Consider the following 18,556-nt stretch of genomic DNA (forward strand, 5'->3'; position numbering starts at 1 on the left):
GCGTTTGCGGGAAGTTCCGGGAAGAGGCGCCCTCCGTGACCGGAGGGCGCGATCGAGCGTCAGGCCTTGCCGGCCTTTCGCCCCTTGGCCGGTGCGGTGGACTCCAGCAGGCCATCGGCGCGGAACATGCCCTTGATTCCGCGGACAGCCTGGCGAATGCGGTCCTGGTTTTCGATCAGGGCGAAGCGGACGTGGTCGTCGCCGTAGTCGCCGAAACCGAGGCCGGGGGATACGCAGACCTTGGCCTCGGCCAGCAGCTTCTTGGCGAACTCCAGGGAGCCCAGGTGCGCATAGGGTTCCGGAATCTTCGCCCAGACGTACATGGAGGCCTTGGGGTTCTCCACCATCCAGCCGATCTCATGGAGTCCTTTCACCAGCACATTGCGGCGCTGGCGGTACTGCTCGGCGATGTCGAGGACGCATTGCTGGTCGCCTTCCAGCGCCGCGATGGCTGCAACCTGCAGCGGGGTGAAGGTGCCATAGTCGTGGTAGCTCTTGATCCGCGCCAGGGCGCTGACCAGTTCCGGGTTGCCCACCATGAAGCCGATCCGCCAGCCCGCCATGTTGTAGCTCTTGGACAGGGTGAAGAACTCCACCGCGATGTCCTTGGCGCCGGGCACCTGCATGATGGACGGGGCCTTCCAGCCGTCGTAGACGATGTCGGCATAGGCCAGGTCATGCACCACCAGGACGTCGTACTGCTTGGCCAGTGCGACCACGCGCTCGAAGAAGTCCAGCTCCACGCATTGGGCGGTAGGGTTGGAGGGGAAGCCGAGGATCATCATCTTCGGCTTGGGAATGGACTCGCGGATGGCGCGTTCCAGTTCGGCGAAGAAGTCCACACCCGGGATCAGCGGTACCGAACGCACCTGGGCGCCGGCGATGACCGCGCCGTAGATATGAATGGGATAGCTGGGGTTGGGGACCAGCACGGTGTCGCCATGGTCCAGGGTGGCCAGCATCAGGTGGGCCAGGCCTTCCTTGGAGCCGATGGTGACTATGGCTTCGCTTTCCGGATCGATCTCCACGTCGTAGCGGTCCTTGTACCAGCGCGAGATGGCGCGGCGCAGGCGGGGAATACCGCGGGAGGTGGAGTATCCGTGGGTGTCTTCACGCTGGGCGACCTGCACGAGCTTCTCGACGATGTGCGGCGGAGTGGCGCCATCGGGATTGCCCATGGAAAAGTCGATGATGTCCTCGCCTCGACGGCGTGCGGCCATCTTGAGTTCGGCGGTGATATTGAAGACGTAGGGGGGGAGACGGTCGATGCGCGCGAAACGGCGCTTGGCGTTCTCTGCCATGATTTCCTCGGATACGTAAGCGCCCGGAACCGTCCGAGCGACGCTGGCCACCAGAAGTGACCTGGCGGCGAAGATACGCCCGCCGCCGAGGCGCTGTCCAGCACAGTCGGCGGCCGGCGTGACAGAGCAGTCAGGGTCCCAGCATGTCGTGCATGGCGATGATCTGTTCCGCCACCTGGATGAGCTTCTGCTGCCGGCTCATGGCTTGGCGGCGCATCAGCGTGTAGGCCTCTTCTTCGTTGCAGTTCTTCATCTTCATCAGCAGGCCCTTGGCCAATTCGATGCGCTTGCGCTCGGCCAGTTGCTGGTCGCGAGCGTTCAGCTGGGCGCGCAGGGCCTGGTCGCTCTCGAAACGGGCCATGGCGACATCGAGGATGGGCTGCAGGCGGTCCACCTGGATGCCTTCGACGATGTAGGCGCTGACGCCGGCCTGGATGGCCTGGCGCATGACCTTGGGGTCGTGCTCATCGGTGAACATGACGATGGGGCGTGGCTGGTCACGGGAGACCAGCACCACCTGCTCCATCACGTCGCGCCCGGGGGACTCGGTGTCGATCAGCACCACGTCCGGGCGCACGGCCTCGACCCGGGCGGGCAGGTCGATGGTCAGGCCGGATTCGTCGATCACCTCGAAGCCGGCCTCCACCAGGGCAGCCTTGAGCCGGCCGACCTTCTTGGCGGTGTCGTTGATCAGCAGGATACGCAGCATGTCGGCGATCTCCCGTGATTACAGGGCCATGGCGCGGACATCGCCGGCCAGGGCGTGGATGGGGAAGCTGCGGGCGTAGCCGGCCGGATCGCTGCCGTCCCAGATGCGGCCATCGATCAGCGTGGCGCTGCGCGTCGGCTCCGGCACCGGGATACCCAGGGCTTCGGCGGCCTCGCGGTAGAGATCCAGGCGCTGGACCCGCTGGGCCACCGCGAGGTAGTCGGGGTCGTCCCGCAGCAGGCCCCAGCGACGGAACTGGGTCATGAACCAGACGCCGTCGGAGAGGTAGGGCAGGGTGGCACGTCCCTCGTCGAAGAAGCGCAGTGGATGGTCGTCCTGCCAGGCGTTGCCGAGCCCGTCTTCGTAATGCCCGAGGAAGCGCGGCTCGATGGCGGAAAGGGGCACGTCCACATAATCGCTGCCACTGATGAGCTGGGCGGTGCTGCGGCGGTTCTCGAGGCTGGCGTCGATGAAGCGGCTGGCTTCCAGCACGGCCATGGTGAGGGCGCGGGCTGTGTTGGGGTATTGCTCGACGAATTCCCGGGTCACGCCCAGCACCTTTTCCGGGTGGTCGGGCCAGATCATCTGGCTGGTGGCCAGGGTGAAGCCCTGGCCCTGCTCGACCGCGAGGGCTCCCCAGGGGCCGCCGGCGCAAAAGCCGTCGATGCGTGCCGCCTTGAGGTGGGCCACCATCTGCGATGGCGGCACGACGACCGTGTCCACGTCCCGCAGCGGGTGGATGCCCTGGGCGGCGAGCCAGTAGTAGAGCCACATGGCGTGGGTGCCGGTGGGAAAGGTCTGGGCGAAGGTCAGGCGCGCACCGTTGTGGCGCACGTGATGGCTCAGCGCCTCGGAACGGGTCACGCCGATACGCTTCAGCGGCTCGGACAGGTTGATGGCCTGGCCGTTCTGGCAGAGCCCCATGAGGATGGCCATCCCGGCCTGGGGGCCGGCGATGCCCAGTTCGATGCCGTAGACCTGCCCGTAGAGGGCCTGTGCGGCATCCAGCTCACCGGAGAGCAGCTTGTCCCGCAGGGTGGCCCAGGAGGACTGGCGCCGCAGGTTGAGGGTCAACCCGTAGGGCTGGGCGAAGCCCTGTGTCGCGGCCACGATCAACGAGGCTGAGTCGGTCAGGGGCATGAAGCCCAGGTTGAGCATGCACTTCTCGGGTGCATCGCTGCCGGCCACCCAGGCTAGGGTGTCCGTGCGTGTGGTGTTCTGCTTGTCCGTCATCGTGGTGCCCGCCTGTCAGCAAAATGGCGCCGATCCGGAGCGGCCGGAGCTGCCCGAAGTCGACGCCATCGTCATCAACCCGCTCCGCCGTTGGAGCGAGTATTGTCCAGGCGACTGAAGCAAGCGATATGCCAGGCTGCAAAAAGAAGCCCCGCCAAGAGGCGGGGCTGGGCATGTCCGCGCGGCGGGTCAGCGCTCGATGATCTGCTTGACCTTCTGCGGCTGAACCTGCTGTTTGCGGCCTTCGCCGTCCTCGTATTCGAGCATGCCGGTGTCCTTGTCCAGTTCAGGCTTGCCGTCGCTGGTCAGGACGCTGCCGTCGTCGGTGATGATCAGGTATTCACTGGCGCAACCGGAGAGTGCGGCAAGACAGATGGCGGCAAGTGCTGCCTGCTTGATCATGGTATGGCTCCTCAAGGGGGATGGTATTCACTTTAGCCAGACTTCGGGGGGCCGGGCATTGCGATGTATCAAGAAAAAGCCCCGCACGTGGCGGGGCTCTTTGCTCAGCGCTTCAATCAGGCCTGGACGACCGGGATCTTGGCGTTGGCTGCAGCTTCCTTGTACTCGGCGATCTGGTCGAAGGACAGGTAGCGGTAGATATCGGCAGCCATGCTGTCGATGTTCTTCGCGTACTCCATGTACTCCTCGACGGTAGGCAGTTTGCCCAGGATGGAGGCAACGGCCGCCAGTTCGGCGGAGGCCAGGTAGACGTTGGTGGCGTCGCCCAGGCGGTTCGGGAAGTTACGGGTGGAGGTGGAGACGACGGTGGCGCCAGTCTGTACGCGAGCCTGGTTGCCCATGCACAGGGAGCAGCCCGGCATTTCCATGCGGGCGCCGGCCTTGCCGTAGATGCCGTAGTAGCCTTCCTCGGTCAGCTGGTGCTGGTCCATCTTGGTCGGCGGAGCCAGCCACAGGCGGGTCGGGATGCCGCCCTTGACCTTGTCCAGCAGCTTGCCGGCCGCGCGGAAGTGACCGATGTTGGTCATGCAGGAGCCGATGAACACTTCGTCGATCTTGTCGCCGGCCACGGTGGACAGCAGGCGGGCATCGTCCGGGTCGTTCGGGGCGCAGAGCACGGGCTCCTTCACGTCGGCCAGGTCGATCTCGATGACGGCGGCGTACTCGGCGTCCTTGTCGGCTTCCAGCAGGTTCGGCTTGGCCAGCCAGGCTTCCATGGCCTGGGCGCGACGCTCCAGGGTGCGGGCATCGCCGTAGCCTTCGCCGATCATCCAGCGCAGCAGGGTGATGTTGGACTTCAGGTACTCGGCGATCGCTTCTTCCGGCAGCTTGATGGTGCAACCGGCGGCGGAACGCTCGGCGGAGGCGTCGGACAGCTCGAAGGCCTGTTCCACGGTCAGGTCGTTCAGGCCTTCGATCTCGAGGATGCGGCCGGAGAAGATGTTCTTCTTGCCTTTCTTCTCGACGGTCAGCAGGCCAGCCTGGATGGCGTAGTAGGGGATCGCATGCACCAGGTCACGCAGGGTGATGCCGGGTTGCATCTTGCCCTTGAAGCGCACCAGGACGGATTCCGGCATGTCCAGCGGCATGACGCCGGTGGCGGCGGCGAATGCCACCAGGCCGGAGCCGGCCGGGAAGCTGATGCCGATCGGGAAGCGGGTGTGGGAGTCGCCACCGGTGCCGACGGTGTCAGGCAGCAGCATGCGGTTCAGCCAGCTGTGAATGATGCCGTCGCCCGGACGCAGGGACACGCCGCCACGGGTCTTGATGAAGTCCGGCAGGGTGTGGTGGGTGTTGACGTCGATGGGCTTCGGATAGGCGGCGGTGTGGCAGAAGGACTGCATCACCAGGTCGGCGGAGAAGCCGAGGCAGGCGAGGTCTTTCAGCTCGTCGCGGGTCATCGGGCCGGTGGTGTCCTGGGAGCCGACGGTGGTCATCTTCGGCTCGCAGTAGGTGCCCGGACGGACGCCCTGGCCTTCCGGCAGGCCACAGGCGCGGCCGACCATCTTCTGCGCCAGGGTGAAGCCCTTGCCGCTGTCGGCCGGGGATTCCGGCTTCTTGAACAGATCGGAAGCGCCCAGGCCCAGTTCGGCACGGGCCTTCTCGGTCAGGCCGCGGCCGATGATCAGCGGAATGCGGCCGCCGGCGCGGACTTCGTCCAGCAGGACCGGGGTCTTCAGCTCGAAGGTGGTGACCACTTCGCCGCTGTCGTGGCGAACGACCTTGCCTTCATAGGGGTACACGTCGATGACGTCGCCCATGGCCAGGTTGGTGCAGTCGAATTCGATCGGCAGGGCGCCGGCGTCTTCCATGGTGTTGTAGAAGATCGGGGCGATCTTGGTGCCGAAGCAGAAGCCGCCGGCGCGCTTGTTCGGAACAAACGGGATGTCGTCGCCGAAGAACCACAGCACGGAGTTGGTGGCGGACTTGCGGGAGGAGCCGGTACCGACCACGTCACCGACGTAGGCGACCGGGAAGCCCTTGGCCTTGACGGCTTCGATCTGCTTCAGCGGGCCGACGGAGCCGGGTTGTACGGGCTCGATGCCGTCGCGGGCCATTTTCAGCATGGCCAGGGCGTGCAGCGGGATGTCGGGGCGGGACCAGGCGTCCGGAGCGGGGGACAGGTCGTCGGTGTTGGTTTCGCCAGGCACCTTGAACACGGTCAGGGTGACTTTCTCGGGAACGGCCGGCTTGGCCTTGAACCACTCACCCTCGGCCCAGGACTGCATCACGGCCTTGGCGGATGCGTTGCCTTTCTTGGCGCGCTCGGCGACGTCGTGGAAGGCGTCGAACATCAGCAGGGTGTGCTTCAGCTGCTCGGCGGCAACTTCGGCCAGCTCGGCGCTGTCCAGCAGTTCGACCAGGGTGGCGATGTTGTAACCGCCCTGCATGGTGCCCAGCAGCTCGGTGGCGCGTTCTTTGGAAATCAGCGGGGAGGTGGCTTCGCCTTTGGCGACAGCGGAGAGGAAACCTGCTTTGACGTAGGCGGCTTCATCGACGCCCGGCGGTACACGGTTGGTGATCAGATCGAGGAGGAAAGCCTCTTCGCCAGCCGGGGGATTCTTCAGCAGCTCGACCAGGCCTGCGGTTTGTTCGGCGTTCAGCGGCTGGGGCACGACGCCCTGGGCGGCACGCTCTTCTACGTGTTTGCGATAGGCTTCAAGCACAGTTTTACCCTCATCAGTGGCCCCGGAATGTCCAGGGCGCTCATCCAGGAATCCGCCGAACACATGCGCCGCACAGCTTTTTGGGCTGTCTGGCCAAGGTTTCGGCGGCCTCCATCGAGAAGCTGTTTTCAAAGTTTTACGCCGGAAGGAAGGCCTGATGAGGGCTGGCGGCGGACTACCCGGGGAGGGAAGCCCGGCGCCATTGTTTCCTGCCGGATCAACTGTGCTCGTGACGCTTTGAAAACAGCTTCCAACGGATATCGGCGCCTTAAATGGCGCGCCGATTCTAATGGAAAGCCTCGGCAAAGTTAAGACGGAATCCCCACTTCCATCGGGGTGACCCCGATTAGACAAAGGGCTAAGATGGCCGGCCCGTTTCACCTGCAGATTCCGCTTCTCCATGTCCAATCAGCGCATCAAGACGCCCTGCGTCGGCCTCTGCTCCACCGTCTTCGGCGACCAGGTGTGTCGGGGTTGCAAGCGCTTCCATCATGAGATCGTGAACTGGAATCTCTACAGCGACGAGGAGAAGCGTGCCGTCTGGCGACGTCTCGAGATCCTGCTGGTGCAGGTGATGGCGTCCAAGCTGGAGGTGTTCGATGCGGCTGTCCTGCGCCGGCAGCTTGAACAGCATCAGGTACGTTTCGTACCCGACCAGTCTCCTTATTGCTGGGCCTATCAGTTGATCGCGCGTGGCTCTCGGGTGATCAGTCGCATCGATGCCTACGGCATTGCCCTGATGCCGGAATTTCGAGACTGGGCGCTGCCGGATCTGCGGGAAGCCATCGATCGCGAGTTCTTCCTGCTGTCGGAGGCCCATTACGAACGCTACATCGCCCCGCGCTTCCTGCGCGAGGGGATGGAGATCCGCGTCTGATCCCGTGAACGAACAAAGCCGCCCTTGGGCGGCTTTGTTCCTTCGGATTGCTGTCAGCGCTGGGCGACCAGCTCTTCCAGATGGGCGATGATCGCTTCGGGTTTCAATACCAGGACATCGCTTTCCAGGGCGTCGAGCACCACTTCAGCGGTATTGCCGATCAGTGCGCCCGACAGACCGGAGCGTGCCACGGTGCCGATCACCGTGACGACCGCCCCCAGCTTCTGGGCAACGTGGGGAATGAGCACATCCGCCGGGCCTTCCTCGATATGCAGCCGTTCGTCGCTGACATCGTACTCGGCCTGGAACGCGCGGCATTCCTCACGGTAGCGCGCCTCGATGGTTTCCTTGAGCTGGAAGGTGGGGTCCGCCGCCGAGAGCATGGGAGACGGGTGGGCGCTGATGACGTGGAGGGTGCCCCTGGCGAGGGTAGCGATGTCGTAGCCATGGCTGACGATGGTGGCATGGAGCGTACGGTGTTCGCCGTCGCTGTTGCCCACATCCACGGCGGCGAGGATGTTGCCGCCAGTCCAGGGGGCGTCGGTCTTCACCATCAGCACCGGGCCGGGACAGAAGCGCAGGAGCTTCCAGTCGTCCGGAGTGAGGAGGGCTTTCTTGAGTGGGTTGTCCGGTACGTGTTGCTTGATCACCAGGCCGCAGCCTTCGGCCTGCTGGGCAGCGATGATGGTCTGGTACTGGCTGTCCAGCCAATCCTGCTGGGTGCTGACGCTGTATCCCTCGGCCCGGAGGGACTCGGCCAGGTCGACGAGGTAGTCGGCATGGTCGCCCTTGCGGTCGCAGATCAGGAGGTGCAGGTGCGACTGGGTCACGCCGGCGATCAGTTTTGCCCGTTTCAGGGCAAGGCCTTCTGGCCGGTCCGGTTCCACTACCACCAGGATGCTGCGAATGGCTTGCATGGTCGTCATCTCCCTGTCGATGGCTTATAGCCAAATCAAATGTAGCTCCGATTCGGCTTCGGTGTTCTTGACATATATCAAGCGGCCCAGGCTGGTCGTTGCGGCCTGCATTCGTATAATGCTCCGCCTTCGAGGGCCCGGCCAGTGCGGGTCCCGCTTCGTGAGAGCTGTCCGTGAGCCTGCCCGAAATCCATGACTTCCTTGCCTGCCGCACTCCCGATGCCTGGGTGGTGGCGGCGTTGGCCGATCAGGAAACCCTGCTGATCGACCACAAGAACAACGAGTTCAAGGCGGCCTCCACGGCCATGGCGCTGATCGCCAAGTACTCGACGCACCTGGACCTGATCAACTTCATGTCGCGTCTGACCCGTGAGGAGCTGGTGCACCATGAGCAGGTGCTGAGGATCATGAAGCGTCGCAAGATCGCGCTCAAACCGATTTCGGCGTCCCGCTATGCGTCGGGCCTGCGCAAGCTCGTGCGCAGCCATGAGCCCTTGAAACTGGTGGATACCCTGGTGGTGGGCGCCTTTATCGAAGCGCGCTCCTGCGAGCGTTTCGAAGCGTTGGTACCGCATCTGGATGACGAGCTGGGCAAGTTCTACGGCGGACTGCTGAAGAGCGAGGCGCGGCACTTCCAGGGTTATCTGAAGCTGGCCTACCAGTATGGCGAGGCCCGCGACGTGGATGCCACGGTCCTGCGTGTGCGTGAGTCGGAGCGGGAGCTGATCGAGAGCTCCGATGTGGAGTTCCGCTTCCATAGCGGAGTGCCGGCCTGAGTCCGACCGGAGAAGAAAGAGCGCCCGGAGGGGCGCTTTTTCGTGGTCGGGACTTCGTTCGGTCCTTCGCCTCGAGGCCCAGGGCCAGTTCGCGAGCGGCCTAGATGGCGGCCTGCACCTTGATCACCGCTTCGCGACGGAACCATTGGGTGGCGGCGCCGACGGCACCCGCTGCTTCTTCTGGTGAGGGGCCTGGTCGTTCCTCGACGTGAAAGTCGGAGCGGCGTTGCTGCAGGCGGGCCGCCGCTCCCTCAAGGTGCGGCGTTCCGGGCTGGGAGCCGCCGTTCCGGTGCGCCTCAGGATAGGCTGAAGGAAGTCTGCCTGAAGCCGTCCTGATCCACCTGCAGAGCCCAGCCTTGCTGGTCCCAGTCGCCGAGGACGATGCGCCTGGCTGCCTTGCCGTCCAGGTCGAGTTGGTGCTCGGCCGGGCGGTGGGTGTGGCCATGGATCAGGGTGCACACGCCCTGCTCTCGGAGGATGCGCGGGATTTCTTCCGGGGTGACATCGGTGATGGCTGCAGCCTTCTGTCGGGTCTGCATGCGGCTTTCCTTGCGCAGCTTGCGAGCCAGCTTGTGGCGGGTGGCAAGGGGCAGGTGGCGAAGGATGAACAGGCTGATCGGGTTTCGCAGCCAGCGGCGGAGGCGCATGTAGGCTTCGTCGCGGGTGCAGAGGCTGTCGCCGTGCATCAGCAGCACGCTCTCTCCATTGAGTTCCACGCGGCTCGGGTCGGGCAGCAGGGTGCAGCCGGCCTCGCGGCAGAAGCCCTTGCCAATCAGGAAGTCGCGGTTGCCATGCATCAGGTAGATGCGCGTGCCGCTGTCGGACAACTGGCGCAGTGCCTGGGCGATGCCGCGCTGGAAGGGGGTCATGGCGTCGTCGCCGATCCAGGCTTCGAAGAAGTCGCCCAGTATGTAGAGCGCTTCGGCCTGGCTGGCGCGCGTCTGCAGGAAACGAAGAAACGCCCGGGTGATGTCCGGGCGTTCCTCTTCGAGATGCAGGTCGGAGATCAGCAGGATCACTCGGCGATCTCGGCCTTCTCGATGATCACGTCTTCGACCGGCACATCCTGGTGGCCCGCTTTCATGGTGGTGGCCACGGCCTTGATCTTGTTGACCACATCCATGCCTTCCACTACCTCGCCGAACACGGCGTAGCCCCAGCCCTGTACGGTCGGAGCGCTGTGGTTGAGGAAGCTGTTGTCGGCGACGTTGATGAAGAATTGCGCGGAGGCCGAGTGGGGCTCCATGGTACGGGCCATGGCGATGGTGCCGACCTTGTTGGACAGGCCGTTGTTGGCCTCGTTCTTGATGGGGGCGCGGGTAGCCTTCTGCTTCATGCCAGGCTCGAAGCCGCCGCCCTGGATCATGAAGTTGCCGATCACGCGGTGGAAGATGGTGCCGTCATAGTGGCCGGACTTCACGTACTCCTTGAAGTTGGCCACGGTTTCCGGGGCTTTGTCTTCGAAGAGTTGCAGGGTGATGACGCCGTGGTTGGTGTGCAGCTTGATCATGGGGGTATTCGCTCTATCGGGAAGTCCAAGGCCTGTCAGGGTATTGAGTCGGGTGGCGCCGGACCATTGCTGGTCCGACGCCCCCTAAGAACCGTACGTGCGCCTTTCAGCGCATACGGCTCAAGCCTTTGCTAAGCCCCTGGAGGGGGCCGGCTTACTCACCTTTAGGCCACGTGCGTGGAGTCGTTGGTGACACTCGGGATGCAATAGTACCCGGTTTGCCAGGGAGTCATTACCACCTTGTGAGCGGTACACGATGTGGTGGTCATGCCAGCCAGTCTCCTTGGATATGGGGGTATTGCAAAGCACACACAGACCCCGCTGTTGCGTGAAGAGGGTAGCGACCTGCCTGCGGTACTTCAGCTTATCCAGCATCCGAAGCATTCGCAGTTTTTCACCTTCCTCTTCGTGGGTCGGATCGAACGGGTTGTACTCCGCACTGATCTTCTTATGGCGCTTTACCTTCACTCCGGCGGACCGGAAGAGTTCGATTTCCCGTTTGTTTCCCTTTTCATCCGTTGCCGTGGTGGCGAACGCCCAGTTCCTGAGGCCGATGGTTCGGAAGTACTTCGCCCGAATCCACGTGAGCCCTTTCCTAGGATGTCGCCTTATTGCCCAACGCCATAGAGCTTTGAAGACCATGTGGTCCATCAGGCTGAACGCTTTTTTCGCGACTACGGGTTGGTGGTACAGAGCCCAACCACGCAGTACCGGATTCAGCAGGCGGATGAGGTTCTCCTGCCGAGCCGTCTTGTTGTCGCTGATGATCTCCTTGACCTTGCGATAGAACGTCTTGACGTTCTTCTTGCTCGGTTTGATCAGGAGTATCCGTTTTCCCTTTTTAGGGTACTTGCGGAAATTCCAGCCAAGGAAATCGAAACCACTGTCGATGTGGGTGATGCGGGTTTTCTCAGGTGAGAGTTTAAGTCCCCGTGTAACTAGGAACTGCTCGACCCATGGACGAACCTTAGTCTCAAGGACCTCCTTGGATTGACCTGTGATGACGAAGTCATCCGCATATCGCACGACGTTGATTTTCAGCGTTCTGGCTCGGGTCTTCCCCAGGTGTTGCTTCAGGGCAGACTCCAGACCATCGAGCGCGATGTTCGCAAGGGTAGGGGAGATGATCCCTCCCTGCGGCGTGCCGGCTTCCGTTGCCGAGAGCTGGCCTTTGTGGATTACCCCCGCCTTCAACCACTTACGGAGTACCCGTTTGTCCATGGGGACGTTGCGGGTGAGCCAGTCATGATTGATGTTGTCGAAGCATCCTTCGATGTCGCCTTCAAGGACCCACTGTGGGGAGACCTCTTTGGAGAGACAGAGAAATAGCTGGCCCATCGCGTCGTGCGTGGATCGCTCCGTCCGAAAGCCGTAGCTGTTCGGATCGGCTTGCGTTTCAGCGATGGGCGCTAGTGCCAGCAGATACAGCGCCTGCATGGCTCTGTCCAACATGGTGGGAATGCCCAGAGGGCGTTCCTTACCATTTGCCTTTGGGATGTATACCCGTTTCAACGGGTGCGGTTGATATCCACGGGGCTCAAGCTGCGATGTAGCTGCAAATTTGGCTTCGGGTGTATCCCAGAGGACCCGGTCGACTCCCGCCGTTCGTTTTCCCTGGTTTTCGGTGACTCGCCGCACGGCCAAGAATCTGGCTGAGCGGGAGCGGGTCAACATCCGTTGGAGGCTTTTGACCTTCCGCCAGTTGTTTTCCCGACAAGCCTTCGCGATCCGCATCTGCGTTCCTCGGACGTTCCTCTGTACGCGACACCAGTCGATGTCGTGCCAATGCTGAGGGCCGTCAGGAAGCGCAGACACGGACAGTCCGTGCTCTTTCATGCTGCATTCCTCTCGGTTTAACCCGAGCGGAAGCCAATTGACCCCCCGAGGGAGTGTTGGCTCCCGTCGGGATGGTTGATGTGGCTGTTGTGAACCCGGAAGGTCACCCGGCCTTTGAGTGGGGTTGGCTCCGGTCGATCAGGCCTGCTGGGACGTCTGGAGGCGTTTCCATAGGGCTTTAACTTCTCGGATCGCACCTACCAATGGCGCGAAGTAGATGACTGGGGCTTGTTTTGCCGCCGAGATGATCTCGTGAGCGATGCCTTTCATCATTCCTCCTTGGGTCCCGTTCCCCGTGGGGAGGCGGGCTTGTATTGGCCACGTGTTGAGTGAGGTCAGTCAGGCGTCTTGCGACGTAAGACCATGTGGAAGTCTGCTCCCTTTCGGGCGAGGTGATGTTCCAACCCCTATCCGGTCCATTACAGCCCGGCTTTCGCTTTCTCCACAATCCCATACCCGCATAGCTATCAGTGTTCCTTGCGGTTCACCTGCCCGAGGGGCAGCTATACGGGCTTACCACGTTCCCTGATTCTCACACGACTGGTTTAGGGTCTGCCTTTTCACCGGGGGTGTTGTTTTAGCGACGTGCTCCCGAAGCCGACGAGAGCAACTACACCCCGTACCTTTTGGTCCCTGCCGATAGTAGTCGTAGGCAGGATCATAGTTACGGTGTTTATCAGCAGTTCACATAAGTTACCCGTGCCAGCCAGCCTAGCACCCAGACCCGGTACTACTCCGGGTCATCACCAGTCGCCTCGCGGTTTCTGGTGCCTTGCGGGGGTTACATTGTCGGAAGAGCTTTGCACCCCACCGTTGCCAGTGACGCACATCTTCCTAGGCTACTGCTAGTCGCATAACAGATCCGCTACCACCTCGTTCTGACGGCGGTTGGATAATGAGAGATCAGAGCAGGCGGCCCAGATAGGTCGCACCATGTCCCTATGTCGTCGCGACATTGAGGACAACGAGAGCATGTGCCGATCTGATTGAGAGGTATCCCTTGTGGGGAGTCTCCCCAGAAGGGTGGCGGTGGAGTGGTTTCCAGCTGCCTTTTAGCTCGGGTTTCCTGGTCCAACTTAAAATGTAAAAAGTTGTATCAGGAGCCTGTTTTGAGAGCAAAAAGGGGGCGCACGGCCACCTTTTTGTCTCGATCCAACACCTCCCGGAAGTCATGAGATGACCCTGGGAAGGGGAGAAACCAGGCCGTTGCCTTTACAGAGTGCTGCTTGTTTTGGAATTCCAAGCCCTTGAAATTCAAGGGTTTGAGGACCAGGGTCAGCTGCCCAGACCTACCGGGACACGCACATGCGTGTCGCACCAGCTTCGGCTATGATAAGCGCTTTGATTTTGCCGGCCTACCCTGAGCCGCGCACCAGAAGACCCCAAGGACACCATGAGCAAGCCAGAGACTCCCGCCGCCTCCAACTTCCTGCGCCAGATCGTCCAGGCGGACCTGGACGCCGGCAAGCACGCCAAGATCGTCACCCGCTTCCCGCCGGAGCCCAACGGCTACCTGCATATCGGTCACGCCAAGTCCATCTGCCTGAACTTCGGGCTGGCCAGGGAGTTCGGTGGTGACTGCCACCTGCGCTTCGACGACACCAACCCGGCGAAGGAGGATCAGGAGTACATCGACGCCATCGAGAGTGATGTGAAGTGGCTGGGCTTTCAGTGGGCCGGTGAGGTTCGCTACGCCTCCAGCTATTTCGATCAGTTGCACGATTGGGCCGTCGAGTTGATCAAGGCCGGCAAGGCCTTTGTCTGCGACCTTTCCCCCGAAGAGATGCGCGAGTACCGCGGCAGCCTCACCGAGCCCGGTCGCAACAGTCCATTCCGTGAGCGTAGCGTCGAGGAGAACCTCGATCTGTTCGCCCGCATGAAGGCCGGCGAGTTCCCTGATGGCACCCGTTCCCTGCGCGCGAAGATCGACATGGCTTCGCCGAACATGAATCTGCGTGATCCGATCCTCTATCGCATTCGTCACGCGCATCATCACCAGACCGGCGACAAGTGGTGCATCTATCCCAGCTACGACTTCACCCATGGTCAGTCGGATGCCATCGAGGGCATTACCCACTCCATCTGCACCCTGGAGTTCGAGGATCATCGCCCGCTCTACGAGTGGTTCCTGGAGAACCTGCCGGTGCCCGCCGTGCCGCGCCAGTACGAGTTCTCGCGCCTCAACCTGAACTACACCATCACCAGCAAGCGCAAACTCAAGCAGCTGGTGGACGAAGGCCATGTCAGTGGCTGGGATGACCCGCGGATGTCGACCCTGTCCGGCTACCGCCGTCGCGGCTACACCCCCGAGTCGATCCGCAACTTCTGTGAAATGGTCGGCGTCAATCGCGCCAGTGGCGTGGTGGACATCGGCATGCTGGAGTTCAGCATCCGTGATCACCTGGATGCCACCGCATCTCGCGCCATGTGCGTGCTCAAGCCGCTCAAGGTGGTCATTACCAACTATCCCGAAGGCCAGGTCGAGAACCTCGAGCTGCCGCGCCACCCGAAGGAAGACATGGGGGTGCGCGCCCTGCCGTTCGCCCGTGAGATCTACATCGACGCCAGCGATTTCGAGGAAGTGCCTCCGGCCGGCTTCAAGCGCCTGGTTCCGGGTGGCGAAGTGCGTCTGCGTGGCAGCTACGTGATCCGCGCTGACGAGGCCATCAAGGATGCCGATGGCAAGGTTGTCGAGCTGCGTTGCTCCTATGATCCGGACACACTTGGCAAGAACCCCGAAGGTCGCAAGGTCAAGGGGGTGATCCACTGGGTGCCGGCCGAGGCCAGTGTCGAGTGTGAGGTGCGCCTGTACGACCGTCTGTTCCGCTCACCCAACCCGGAGAAGTCCGAAGAGGGTGGCAGCTTTCTCGACAACATCAACCCCGAGTCTCTGGTAGTGCTGAGCGGCTGCCGCGCCGAGCCGTCCCTGGCCAATGCGCAGCCGGAGGAGCGTTTCCAGTTCGAGCGAGAAGGCTATTTCGTTGCCGACCTCAAGGATTCGCAGCCCGGCAAGCCGGTGTTCAACCGCACCGTCACGTTGCGTGATTCCTGGGGGCAATGATGGCGCTGTCGATCTACAACACCCTCACCAAGGCCAAGGAGGCCTTCCAGCCCCTGGAAGGCAACAGTGTGCGCATGTACGTGTGCGGCATGACCGTGTACGACTACTGCCACATCGGCCATGCCCGGGTGATGGTGGCCTTCGATGTGGTCACCCGCTGGCTGCGCGAGCGCGGCTATGACGTGACCTACGTGCGCAACATCACCGACATTGACGACAAGATCATCCGTCGCGCCCAGGAGAACGGCGAGCCGTTCGAGGTGCTGGTGGATCGCATGATCGCCGCCATGCACGAGGACGAGGCGCGCCTCTCCGTGCTGCGCCCGGACATCGAGCCCCGCGCGACCGGCCATATCGCCGGCATGCACGAGATGATCCAGACCCTGATCGACAAGGGCTTCGCCTATGCCCCTGGCAACGGGGACGTCTACTACCGTGTCGGCAGGTTCGAGGGCTATGGCAAGTTGTCCCGTCGCCGCATCGACGAGCTGAAGATCGGTGCGCGCATCGAGGTGGACGAGTCCAAGGAGGACCCGCTGGACTTCGTCCTCTGGAAGGGTGCCAAGCCCGGCGAGCCGAGCTGGGAATCCCCCTGGGGTCCCGGTCGTCCCGGTTGGCACATCGAGTGCTCGGTGATGTCCACCTGCTGCCTGGGCGAGACCTTCGACATCCACGGTGGCGGTCCGGACCTGGTGTTCCCCCACCACGAGAACGAGATCGCCCAGAGCGAGGCGGCCACTGGCAAGCTCTATGCCAAGGCCTGGATGCATGCCGGCGCGGTGCGCGTGGATGGCGAGAAGATGTCCAAGTCCCTGGGTAATTTCTTCACCATCCGCGAGGTGCTGGAGAAGTATCACCCCGAGGTGGTGCGCTACCTGTTGGTGTCCAGCCATTATCGCAGTCCGATCAATTATTCCGAGGAGAGCCTCAAGGAAGCCAAGGGTGCCCTCGAGCGCTTCTACAATGGCCTCAAGGGTCTGCCGGCCGTGGCTCCGGCAGGGGGTGAGGCCTTCGTCGCGCGATTCGGCGCGGCCATGGACGACGACTTCAACTCGCCGGAAGCCTGTGCCGTGCTTTTCGAGATGATTCGCGAGGTCAATCGCCTGCGTGAGGTCGATGTTCAGGTTGCCGCGGGCCTGGCGGCGCAGCTCAAGTCGATGGCTGCTGTACTTGGCGTGCTGCAGTTGGAGCCCGATGCCTTCCTGCAGGCGGGTGCTGCAGGCAAGGTGGATGCCGCTGAGGTGGATGCGCTGATCCAGGCGCGCCTTGCGGCGCGTGCGGAGAAGAACTGGGCTGAGTCGGACCGAATCCGCGACCGGCTGACCGCCATGGGTGTGGTGCTGGAAGACGGAAAGGGTGGAACGACCTGGCGTCTTGCCGATTGATTGGCGTAACCCCAATGAAAAAGGCCGCTTGATGCGGCCTTTTTCATTTCCGTGTCCTCAGGCGTGAAGCGTTTCTGCGGCGTAAAGTGTGTTCTCCAGCAGGCAGGCCCGGGTCATGGGGCCGACACCGCCCGGAACCGGGGTAATCCAGCTGGCGCGTTCTGCGGCGACGTCGTACTCCACATCGCCTACCAGTTTGCCGTCTTCCTGACGGTTGATGCCCACATCGATGACGATGGCGCCAGGTTTGATCCATTCACCCTTGACCAAACCGGGCTTGCCGGCGGCGACCACCACCAGGTCGGCATTGCCGACATGGCCTGCGAGGTCCTTGGTGAAGCGGTGGGTCACGGTGACGGTGCATCCTGCCAGCAGCAGTTCCAGCGCCATGGGGCGGCCCACGATGTTGGAGGCGCCCACTACCACTGCGTTCATGCCGTACAGGTCGGCGCCGGTGCTTTCCAGTAGGGTCATGATGCCCTTTGGGGTGCAGGGGCGCAGTAGAGGGATGCGCTGGGCGAGGCGGCCGACGTTGTAAGGGTGGAAGCCGTCCACGTCCTTGTCGGGACTGATGCGCTCCAGTAGTTGGGAGGCGTCCAGGTGTTCCGGAAGCGGTAGCTGGACCAGAATGCCGTCGATTGCGGGGTCCCCATTGAGGCGATCGATGAGGTTCAGCAGTTCGACCTGAGTGGTACTGGCCGGCAGATCGTGGGCCTGGGAAAGAAAACCGACTTCCTCGCAGTCCTTGCGCTTGTGGGCGACGTAGACCTGGGAGGCGGGATCGCAACCGACCAGGATCACCGCAAGCCCAGGGACTCGAAGTCCTTGCTGGCGGCGCTCGGCGACACGTTGGGCAATCTGCTGGCGGAGGCGGGCGGCGATCGTTTTGCCGTCGATCAGTTTTGCGGTCATGACGCTCGGTTAACCATCGGGAAGGGCTAAAAAGGGCACGTATTCTCGCATGGAGGGGCGGGCGGGCAAAGGCGGCCGGTCAGCAATTTGTCCCGGCACTCATATCTTTCTGATTTTTTTCAACTTTCCTGTTGACGAGGTGTAGGGCTGGCTATAACATGCGCCCCGCTTGTCGAGCACAGCCTGTCGCTGGGTAAGACGGCAGAGGCGAATGCTAGTGATTCAGCCTAGGCCGAAGCTTTATAGTCTGCTCGCAGATATAAGCGCCCGTAGCTCAGCTGGATAGAGCATCCGCCTTCTAAGCGGATGGTCGCAGGTTCGAGTCCTGCCGGGCGTGCCATTTGGCACATTTGGCACAAGCGTTTCGATATGGTGGGCGTAGCTCAGTTGGTAGAGCACAGGATTGTGGCTCCTGGTGTCGTGGGTTCGATTCCCATCGTCCACCCCATATTCAGAGAGCGCCAGGCAGTGAGCCTGGCGTTTTCATTTAGAAAATCGTCTTCGCGGACGTGGTGGAATTGGTAGACACACTGGATTTAGGTTCCAGCGCCGCAAGGCGTGAGAGTTCGAGTCTCTCCGTCCGCACCATGCTCGAGTCGAGTTGAATAGTGGGTGTGTCGCGAATTCTCGACGATTCTGATGGCGAAGCGGTCAGTTTCTAAGAGTGTTCGTTTCCGATGCAAATCGGTAAAAACGTAATATGGTGGGCGTAGCTCAGTTGGTAGAGCACAGGATTGTGGCTCCTGGTGTCGTGGGTTCGATTCCCATCGTCCACCCCATATTCATGAAAGCGCCAGGCCCTGTGCCTGGCGTTTTCGTTTCCGGCTTCGATGCGTCTGCGGGCTCTGGGGTGGCGCCTGCTTCTCAGGTTGTCAGTTCTTCTCGGTAGCCTGATTTCCCTTTCTTCTATT

At 62.3% G+C, this 18,556-nt stretch carries 16 protein-coding genes and 4 tRNA genes; 9 read left to right on the forward strand and 11 right to left on the reverse strand.

Features of this window, described 5'->3' with window-relative positions; translation table 11 throughout:
* Positions 1–59: 59 nt before the first annotated feature.
* The 3 genes from alaC to KF707C_RS10065 all read right to left on the reverse strand — a co-directional run bounded on the left by alaC (position 60) and on the right by KF707C_RS10065 (position 3,243).
* A complete protein-coding gene (gene alaC / locus KF707C_RS10055; RefSeq protein ID WP_004422474.1) occupies positions 60–1,301 on the reverse strand; it encodes an alanine transaminase in 1,242 nt (413 codons plus the stop codon).
* A 130-nt stretch (positions 1,302–1,431) separates the two neighbouring features.
* Entirely contained in the window at positions 1,432–2,010 is a 579-nt protein-coding gene (locus tag KF707C_RS10060; protein ID WP_004422476.1) for an ANTAR domain-containing response regulator, read from the reverse strand.
* An 18-nt stretch (positions 2,011–2,028) separates the two neighbouring features.
* On the reverse strand, positions 2,029–3,243 hold the full coding sequence (locus KF707C_RS10065) for a CmpA/NrtA family ABC transporter substrate-binding protein (RefSeq protein ID WP_036994173.1): 1,215 nt from the start codon (positions 3,241–3,243) through the stop codon (positions 2,029–2,031).
* On the opposite strand from KF707C_RS10065, the gene KF707C_RS29930 reads away from it, so the two are divergent.
* A complete protein-coding gene (locus KF707C_RS29930) occupies positions 3,233–3,361 on the forward strand; it encodes a hypothetical protein (protein ID WP_256586720.1) in 129 nt (42 codons plus the stop codon). The two genes, KF707C_RS10065 and KF707C_RS29930, sit on opposite strands and share 11 nt — an antisense overlap.
* A 71-nt stretch (positions 3,362–3,432) precedes the next feature.
* Here KF707C_RS29930 and KF707C_RS10070 read toward each other — a convergent pair whose 3' ends face one another.
* Both KF707C_RS10070 and acnB read right to left on the reverse strand, forming a co-directional pair.
* Complete coding sequence (locus tag KF707C_RS10070) at positions 3,433–3,645, reverse strand: YgdI/YgdR family lipoprotein (protein WP_004422481.1); 213 nt, start codon at positions 3,643–3,645, stop codon at positions 3,433–3,435.
* Positions 3,646–3,761: 116 nt separating this feature from the next.
* Positions 3,762–6,371, reverse strand: coding sequence for a bifunctional aconitate hydratase 2/2-methylisocitrate dehydratase (gene acnB, locus KF707C_RS10075; RefSeq protein WP_036994175.1), 2,610 nt, complete (start codon positions 6,369–6,371; stop codon positions 3,762–3,764).
* A gap of 400 nt (positions 6,372–6,771) precedes the next feature.
* Here acnB and KF707C_RS10080 point away from each other — a divergent pair, with 400 nt between their 5' ends.
* Positions 6,772–7,248, forward strand: a complete 477-nt coding sequence (locus KF707C_RS10080) for a DUF1289 domain-containing protein (protein WP_004422486.1) — start codon at positions 6,772–6,774, stop codon at positions 7,246–7,248.
* Between the two features lie 53 nt (positions 7,249–7,301).
* Here the strand turns inward: KF707C_RS10080 and KF707C_RS10085 are convergent, their stop codons facing one another.
* Complete coding sequence (locus KF707C_RS10085; RefSeq protein WP_004422487.1) at positions 7,302–8,165, reverse strand: universal stress protein; 864 nt, start codon at positions 8,163–8,165, stop codon at positions 7,302–7,304.
* 173 nt (positions 8,166–8,338) lie between these two features.
* On the opposite strand from KF707C_RS10085, the gene miaE reads away from it, so the two are divergent.
* Positions 8,339–8,941 carry a tRNA-(ms[2]io[6]A)-hydroxylase gene (gene miaE / locus KF707C_RS10090; protein ID WP_004422489.1) on the forward strand — a complete coding sequence of 201 codons (603 nt, stop codon included), beginning with the start codon at positions 8,339–8,341 and terminating at the stop codon, positions 8,939–8,941.
* Positions 8,942–9,237: 296 nt separating this feature from the next.
* Here miaE and lpxH read toward each other — a convergent pair whose 3' ends face one another.
* From lpxH to KF707C_RS29935, 4 genes are all read right to left on the reverse strand, one after another.
* The gene (gene lpxH, locus KF707C_RS10095; protein WP_004422491.1) at positions 9,238–9,960 is read right to left on the reverse strand and encodes a UDP-2,3-diacylglucosamine diphosphatase; all 723 of its coding nucleotides are present in this window, start codon (positions 9,958–9,960) and stop codon (positions 9,238–9,240) included.
* Positions 9,957–10,451, reverse strand: coding sequence for a peptidylprolyl isomerase (locus KF707C_RS10100; RefSeq protein ID WP_004422492.1), 495 nt, complete (start codon positions 10,449–10,451; stop codon positions 9,957–9,959). The genes lpxH and KF707C_RS10100 overlap by 4 nt, the downstream gene beginning before the upstream one ends.
* 120 nt (positions 10,452–10,571) lie before the next feature.
* Positions 10,572–12,287 carry a group II intron reverse transcriptase/maturase gene (ltrA, locus tag KF707C_RS10105; RefSeq protein WP_096368013.1) on the reverse strand — a complete coding sequence of 572 codons (1,716 nt, stop codon included), beginning with the start codon at positions 12,285–12,287 and terminating at the stop codon, positions 10,572–10,574.
* 138 nt (positions 12,288–12,425) lie between these two features.
* The gene (locus tag KF707C_RS29935; protein ID WP_269148409.1) at positions 12,426–12,557 is read right to left on the reverse strand and encodes a hypothetical protein; all 132 of its coding nucleotides are present in this window, start codon (positions 12,555–12,557) and stop codon (positions 12,426–12,428) included.
* Positions 12,558–13,680: 1,123 nt separating this feature from the next.
* On the opposite strand from KF707C_RS29935, the gene KF707C_RS10115 reads away from it, so the two are divergent.
* Both KF707C_RS10115 and cysS read left to right on the forward strand, forming a co-directional pair.
* Positions 13,681–15,348 (forward strand): glutamine--tRNA ligase/YqeY domain fusion protein, encoded by a 1,668-nt coding sequence (locus KF707C_RS10115; RefSeq protein ID WP_003451997.1) that lies wholly within the window; start codon positions 13,681–13,683, stop codon positions 15,346–15,348.
* Positions 15,348–16,733, forward strand: a complete 1,386-nt coding sequence (gene cysS / locus KF707C_RS10120) for a cysteine--tRNA ligase (protein WP_036992772.1) — start codon at positions 15,348–15,350, stop codon at positions 16,731–16,733. The genes KF707C_RS10115 and cysS overlap by 1 nt, the downstream gene beginning before the upstream one ends.
* A 57-nt stretch (positions 16,734–16,790) precedes the next feature.
* Here cysS and folD read toward each other — a convergent pair whose 3' ends face one another.
* The gene (gene folD, locus KF707C_RS10125; protein WP_003451995.1) at positions 16,791–17,645 is read right to left on the reverse strand and encodes a bifunctional methylenetetrahydrofolate dehydrogenase/methenyltetrahydrofolate cyclohydrolase FolD; all 855 of its coding nucleotides are present in this window, start codon (positions 17,643–17,645) and stop codon (positions 16,791–16,793) included.
* 263 nt (positions 17,646–17,908) lie between these two features.
* On the opposite strand from folD, the gene KF707C_RS10130 reads away from it, so the two are divergent.
* The 4 genes from KF707C_RS10130 (at position 17,909) to KF707C_RS10145 (ending at position 18,424) form a co-directional block, all read left to right on the forward strand.
* Positions 17,909–17,985 (forward strand) — tRNA-Arg (locus tag KF707C_RS10130).
* 32 nt (positions 17,986–18,017) lie between these two features.
* Positions 18,018–18,093, forward strand: a tRNA-His gene (locus KF707C_RS10135).
* Between the two features lie 55 nt (positions 18,094–18,148).
* Positions 18,149–18,233, forward strand: a tRNA-Leu gene (locus KF707C_RS10140).
* 115 nt (positions 18,234–18,348) lie between these two features.
* Positions 18,349–18,424, forward strand: a tRNA-His gene (locus KF707C_RS10145).
* Positions 18,425–18,556 lie beyond the last annotated feature (132 nt).

The sequence above is a fragment of the Pseudomonas furukawaii genome (assembly GCF_002355475.1).
Taxonomy (GTDB): Bacteria; Pseudomonadota; Gammaproteobacteria; order Pseudomonadales; family Pseudomonadaceae; genus Metapseudomonas; species Metapseudomonas furukawaii.